Consider the following 5165-nt stretch of genomic DNA (forward strand, 5'->3'; position numbering starts at 1 on the left):
GGCTGATCAGAGGCGTTTAACGCTCTTGCTTGACTGGAACATAACAGTCGGCGTTTGGAACCATGTTCCCATCGCGTTCCAGATGACGCAAGCGGAAATCCGGGGACTTTTGCCGGCATAAAAAAGGGACGGCGGCCGATGGCCGCCGTCCCCTTGGGGAACCGAATACTCGCTGGCTCAGGTGCGCCGTGTCAGCACGAAGTTCTGGCCGCTGGAGCTGGTGCAGTTGAGCTGGCTTGTCGACACCATCAGGCAGTTGAAGCTGACCGCGGTCTGGCGGATCAGCGACGTGCCATTGATCTGCACCGACGTGGCGCCGGTCATGGTGTAGCTGCCATCGGCAAGCTTCTGGCCGGTGTCGGTGGCGACGGTCGTGAAGGTGCCGCTGGCGAAGGTCGAAAGGCCGGTGCCCTTGGCGTCGATCCAGGAGCCTTCGACGCCTTTCGGCGAAGCCGCCATCGGCGGTCCATCCGGGCCGCTGGTCGTACAGCCAGCAAGCCCCACTGCAGTGGCTGCCGCAACGCTCATCCAAACAATCTTGCGCGCAATGTTCATTTTAAAAAATCCTCTCCTCAGTCCGCATCCCTTCAATCGCCTGATTTCCGGGCGATTGCAAGGCAACGAGGCATGCTGACGGGGCTGCTATCGGACGAGGATGTTGCGGAATTGCCACGGGTCGCTGCGGTCGAGGTCTTCCGGGAACAGGCCGGGGCGGTTATCGAGCGGCGTCCAGTCGGTGTAGTGGCCTTCGACCGGTCCCAAATATTGCGACTGCACTTCCAGGCAGCGCTTGTAGTCCATCTCGTCGGCCTCGACGATGCCGGCTTCAGGGTTTTCCAGTGCCCAGACCATGCCGGCGAGAACCGCCGAGGTGACCTGCATACCGGTGGCGTTCTGATAGGGCGCCAGCTTGCGCGCGTCGGCCAGCGAAAGATGTGAGCCGTACCAGTAGGCATTCTTGTCGTGGCCGTAGAGCAGCACGCCGAGTTCGTCGACACCATCGACCAATTCGTTCTCGTCGAGCACGTGGTGCACCGGCTGAGGCTTGCCAGCGGCGCCGAACATCTCGTCTAGCGACAGCATCGCGTCATTGCAGGGATGATAGGCATAGTGGCAGGTCGGGCGGTATTGAACCTTGCCCTTCCTGGAGCGCACGGTGAAGAAATCGGCGATCGAGATCGCCTCGTTGTGCGTGACAAGGAGGCCGTATTGCGGCCCTGGCGTCGGGCACCATGAACGCACGCGCGTGTTGGCGCCGGGCTGCTCCAGGTAGATGGCGGCCTTCGAACCGTGCTTGTGCTTCTTGGCGTTCTTCGGCATCCACGTCTCATGCGTGCCCCAGCCGAGCTCGGCAGGCTGCAGGCCCTCGGAAATGAAGCCCTCGACCGACCATGTGTTCCAGAACACAGCCATCGGCTTCGGCTTCTTGGCGCGCTGGGTGTCGCGCTCGGCGATGTGGATGCCCTTGACGCCGGCCTTCTTCATCAGCTTGGCCCAGCCCTCGCGGTCATCCTGCGTAGGCTCAGAAAACTCGAGGCCAAGATCGGTAGCGAGGTTGACCAGCGCCTGCTTGACGAACCACGAGACCATGCCGGGATTGGCGCCGCAGGTGGAGACCGCCGTCGCGCCGCCGGGCTTGTCGTGCTTTTCCTTGATCATCGCTTCGCGCAGCGCGTAGTTGGTGCGGCTGGCATTGTCGGCCTGGGCATCGAAATAGAAACCGAGCCATGGCTCGACGACGGTGTCGATGTAGAGCACGCCGAGCTTGCGGCAGAGCCGCATCAGGTCCACCGAGCCGGTATCGACCGATAGGTTGATGCAAAAGCCCTGGCCGCCGCCATTGGTCAGAAGCGGCGTCAAAAGCTTCTTGTAGTTCTTCTCGGTCACTGCGTCCTGGACGAAGGCGATGCCGCGCTCGTCGAGCAGCTTGCGGTCGGTGTCGCGTGGGTCGAGGACCGTCATGCGCGACTTGTCGAACGTGAAATGGCGTTCGATGAGCGGCAGCGTCCCCCGTCCGATCGAGCCGAAGCCGATCATCACCACAGGGCCGGTGATCTCACCATAAACGGGCCAGTTTTCATTCGCCATTTTATCGAGCACTCCTCAAAAAACACTCCGGAACAGCCGCTTGGCCGCGGCGCGACAAACCATAGATCATTGTCACAATAAAGGGAAAAGCAGCGAAACGCCTGGGAACGCCGCTGTGGAAGTGCTCGGCGATGCCACCGGGAGGCCATGGCCGCCCGATGGCGGATGTTAAGCCGGCGTCGTATCAGCGAGCGCCGCCGGACGCGTTGATGCGTTCGCCGGTCAGCCACGCCGCCTCGTCCGAGGCGAGGAAGGCCACCGTCGGGGCGATGTCGTCCGGCTTGCCGAAGCGCTGGCCAAGGGGGACGCCAGCGATCAGCATATTGCCGAAATCGGTGCCAACCATACCTTCGGTCATTTCGGTATGGGTATAGCCAGGCGCCACGATGTTGACACGGATGTTGCGGGCTCCGAGTTCTCTCGACAGGCTAAGCGTCAGCGTATCGATCGCCGCTTTGCTGGCCGAATACAGGCTGGTGTTTGGCACCGGGTTCCAGCTCGAGATCGTGCCGATGTTGACGATGCTGCCGCCGGTCTCGGGGAAGTGGCGCATGGCAGCCTTTGTGGTCAGGATCGTGCCCAGTACGTTGGTGTCGAAGAGCCGCCGATAATCCGCCTCGCTGGCTTCCTCGAAAGTGCCAAAGCTGGCGGTCGCGGCGTTGTTGATCAGAATGCTTGGCTTGCCGAATGCGATCTCGGCGGCCTCGAACATCTTCTCGACTTCGGCGGCCTCGGCCACGTCACCCCGAACCGCAGTCGCCTTGCCACCGGCAGCGACGATCTCCTTGACCGTGCGTTCTGCAGCCTCACGGCTGGAGGCGTAGTTAACCACGACGGCGGCGCCTTCCGCCGCCAGCCGTTTGGCGATGCCCGCACCGATGCCTCGCGCGGCGCCGGTGACGATGGCGACCTTGTTGTTGAGCTTGCCCATTTTGGTTCTCCGAATGGATGGATGGATTTGACAATCGACCAATTGGCCATTCCTGGATGGGTCAGGTAGAGTGAGTAATGCCATATAACTAATTCCAAGGTGGAATAGATGGACAGGCTCATGGTGATGAACACCTTCATAAGGGTCATCGAAACCGGCTCGTTCTCGGCGGCCGCGCGGCATTTGCGCGTCGGGCAGCCTGCCGTCTCGAAGGCCATCGCGCAGCTCGAGGAACGGCTCGGCGTTCGCCTGCTGTCGCGCACCACCCGAGGTCTCTCGCCGACCGATGCGGGCCTCAGCTTCTATGAAGGCGCCAAGCGCGCGGTCGACGAGGCCGACGAAGCAGAGAACGCGGCGCGTGGCACTGCGGCGGCGCTCACCGGGTTGCTGCGCATCGGTACGTCGGTAACCTTCGGTCGCCTGCATATCGTTCCGAGGCTGAAAGCCTTCCTGGACGCTCACCCGAGGCTCGACGTCGAGGTGGCGATGGACGACAGGAACGTCGACCTCGTCGAGGAAGGGGTGGATGTCATGCTGCGACTGGGTGAAAGCTTCGCCCCCGCTCAAATCGGGCGCAAGATCGCCACCTGTCGTCGCCTCGTGGTGGCGGCGCCCTCCTACCTGGCACGCGAGGGCGAACCCATCGCGCCCGATGAGCTGTCGCGGCACGAGGCGATCCTTTTCGTCCGAGCAGGCACTTCCAATCGCTGGACATTCCGGCGAGGCGCCGAAGAGGTTTCGCTTGCCGGCCAAGGGCGGCTGCGCGTGACTTCCGCCGAAGGGATACGTGAGGCAGTACTTGCCGGCATCGGCTTCACGGTCGGCTCCGAATGGATGTTCGACGCGGAACTGCGCAGCGGTGCGGTTCGGCCGATCCTGGTCGACTGGGCGCTGCCGCCCGTTGAATTGTGGGCGCTGTTTCCGGCCGGACGCAAGGCCAGCGTCAGGGCAAGGGCGTTCGTTGATTTTCTGGCGTGCAGCCTGTAGCCGGCTTCAGCCGGCCATTGTCTTCAATCGTTCGATCAGCCGGTCGCGGTCCGATGTCAGGCCCTTGTAGTCGAGCTGGTCGAGATCGAGCGCTTCGAGCTGGGCGGCAAAGGACAGTGCGAGCGTCGCCCGGTCCGGGTGCCGATCCAGCACGGCGAGCGGGTCGAGGTGGATGCGGATGGTGAACAGGATGTCGCGCGAGGACGGCAGCTTGCGCAACGTCTGACGCTCCACGCGGATGAAGGCGTGCGCCCTGACGTCACCATCGGGGAAGCGTGTCGGCCGGTTGGTGGCGCGGTCGATGCGCTCGACATTGGACAGCKGATGATAGAGCGCATTGTCGGCCTGGATCGACCAGTTGAAGCGCTCGACTGCCTGGCCCTGGAGGCCGTCGAACATGCGGTTGATCAGCTCGGCTGGGCGGGTACCCGGACCGAAGCCCGGCACCGGCGCGTGGATATCCTGCAGCGGCCGGCCGAACTTCTCGACCAGCAGCCAGGATGAGGGAAAGCACAACGAACCGGCGACGAGCCGCCAGCCGTTGTCGCTACGGCGCATCAGGATCAGGTCTTCCTGGACCAACAGCGAGGCGGCGACGAGCGGTGCGCCGTCGAGACCGGCGGGGATGGCGAAATGGCTCTCCATGCCCACGACTTCGATGCCCGCGTCGGTGCGCCGATAGGTATCGGGAAATCTGTCCGGCAGATGCGTGCCGAGCAATTCCAGCACTTCCTGCTGAGCGTCCCGCGTGCCGTCCTCCTCGACGAAAACCCGCTCGGGGATCTCGGCATAGAGCCGGCGCTTCTCGGCGAGATACGGCAGCAGAAGGTCGTCGACCTCGATCCAGTCTGCCGGATCGAGCGGCTTCAGGCCGATGCTGAAGAGTTTCGACGAGCCGTCATAGGGCGTATGGGTGGGCAGCGCCCCGGCCAAGCTCATACTTMCCTGAAATCGTCCAGGACGGCGGTGGTCAGCCTCGCTAGGAATTCGGTGACATCATAGTCGGCTGCGTTGGCCATGGCGAAGGGATCCGCTGCCAGCCTGGCGTCGAGCACTTCGCGCGGGCATTGCGCGATGATGATGCCGCCGGTTCTCGGTTTCTTCGGGCCGGAGGCGACGAAGATGCCGTCCGCATAGCAGGCCTTCAGCCATTCGATAT

General features: G+C 63.2%; 6 protein-coding genes. 1 reads left to right on the forward strand and 5 read right to left on the reverse strand.

From position 1 onward, the window contains the following. Positions 1-177: 177 nt before the first annotated feature. The 3 genes from ACXJ7R_RS24480 to ACXJ7R_RS24490 form a co-directional block, all read right to left on the reverse strand. Complete coding sequence (locus ACXJ7R_RS24480; RefSeq protein WP_457154080.1) at positions 178-555, reverse strand: hypothetical protein; 378 nt, start codon at positions 553-555, stop codon at positions 178-180. 87 nt (positions 556-642) lie between these two features. Continuing rightward, positions 643-2088: a homospermidine synthase gene (locus ACXJ7R_RS24485; protein WP_095084565.1), complete on the reverse strand. Its 1446-nt coding sequence runs from the start codon at positions 2086-2088 to the stop codon at positions 643-645. Positions 2089-2272: 184 nt separating this feature from the next. Next, positions 2273-3019, reverse strand: a complete 747-nt coding sequence (locus ACXJ7R_RS24490; RefSeq protein WP_095084564.1) for an SDR family NAD(P)-dependent oxidoreductase — start codon at positions 3017-3019, stop codon at positions 2273-2275. Between the two features lie 108 nt (positions 3020-3127). Here ACXJ7R_RS24490 and ACXJ7R_RS24495 point away from each other — a divergent pair, with 108 nt between their 5' ends. After that, positions 3128-4006 carry a LysR family transcriptional regulator gene (locus tag ACXJ7R_RS24495; RefSeq protein ID WP_457154081.1) on the forward strand — a complete coding sequence of 293 codons (879 nt, stop codon included), beginning with the start codon at positions 3128-3130 and terminating at the stop codon, positions 4004-4006. A gap of 6 nt (positions 4007-4012) precedes the next feature. Here ACXJ7R_RS24495 and ACXJ7R_RS24500 read toward each other — a convergent pair whose 3' ends face one another. After that, positions 4013-4945 (reverse strand): heme-dependent oxidative N-demethylase family protein, encoded by a 933-nt coding sequence (locus tag ACXJ7R_RS24500; protein ID WP_457154082.1) that lies wholly within the window; start codon positions 4943-4945, stop codon positions 4013-4015. After that, positions 4942-5165 (reverse strand): YciI family protein (locus ACXJ7R_RS24505; protein WP_457154083.1); only part of this gene is annotated, 224 nt, incomplete at its 5' end. The genes ACXJ7R_RS24505 and ACXJ7R_RS24500, both read right to left, overlap by 4 nt.

The organism is Mesorhizobium sp. P5_C1 (assembly GCF_054049815.1).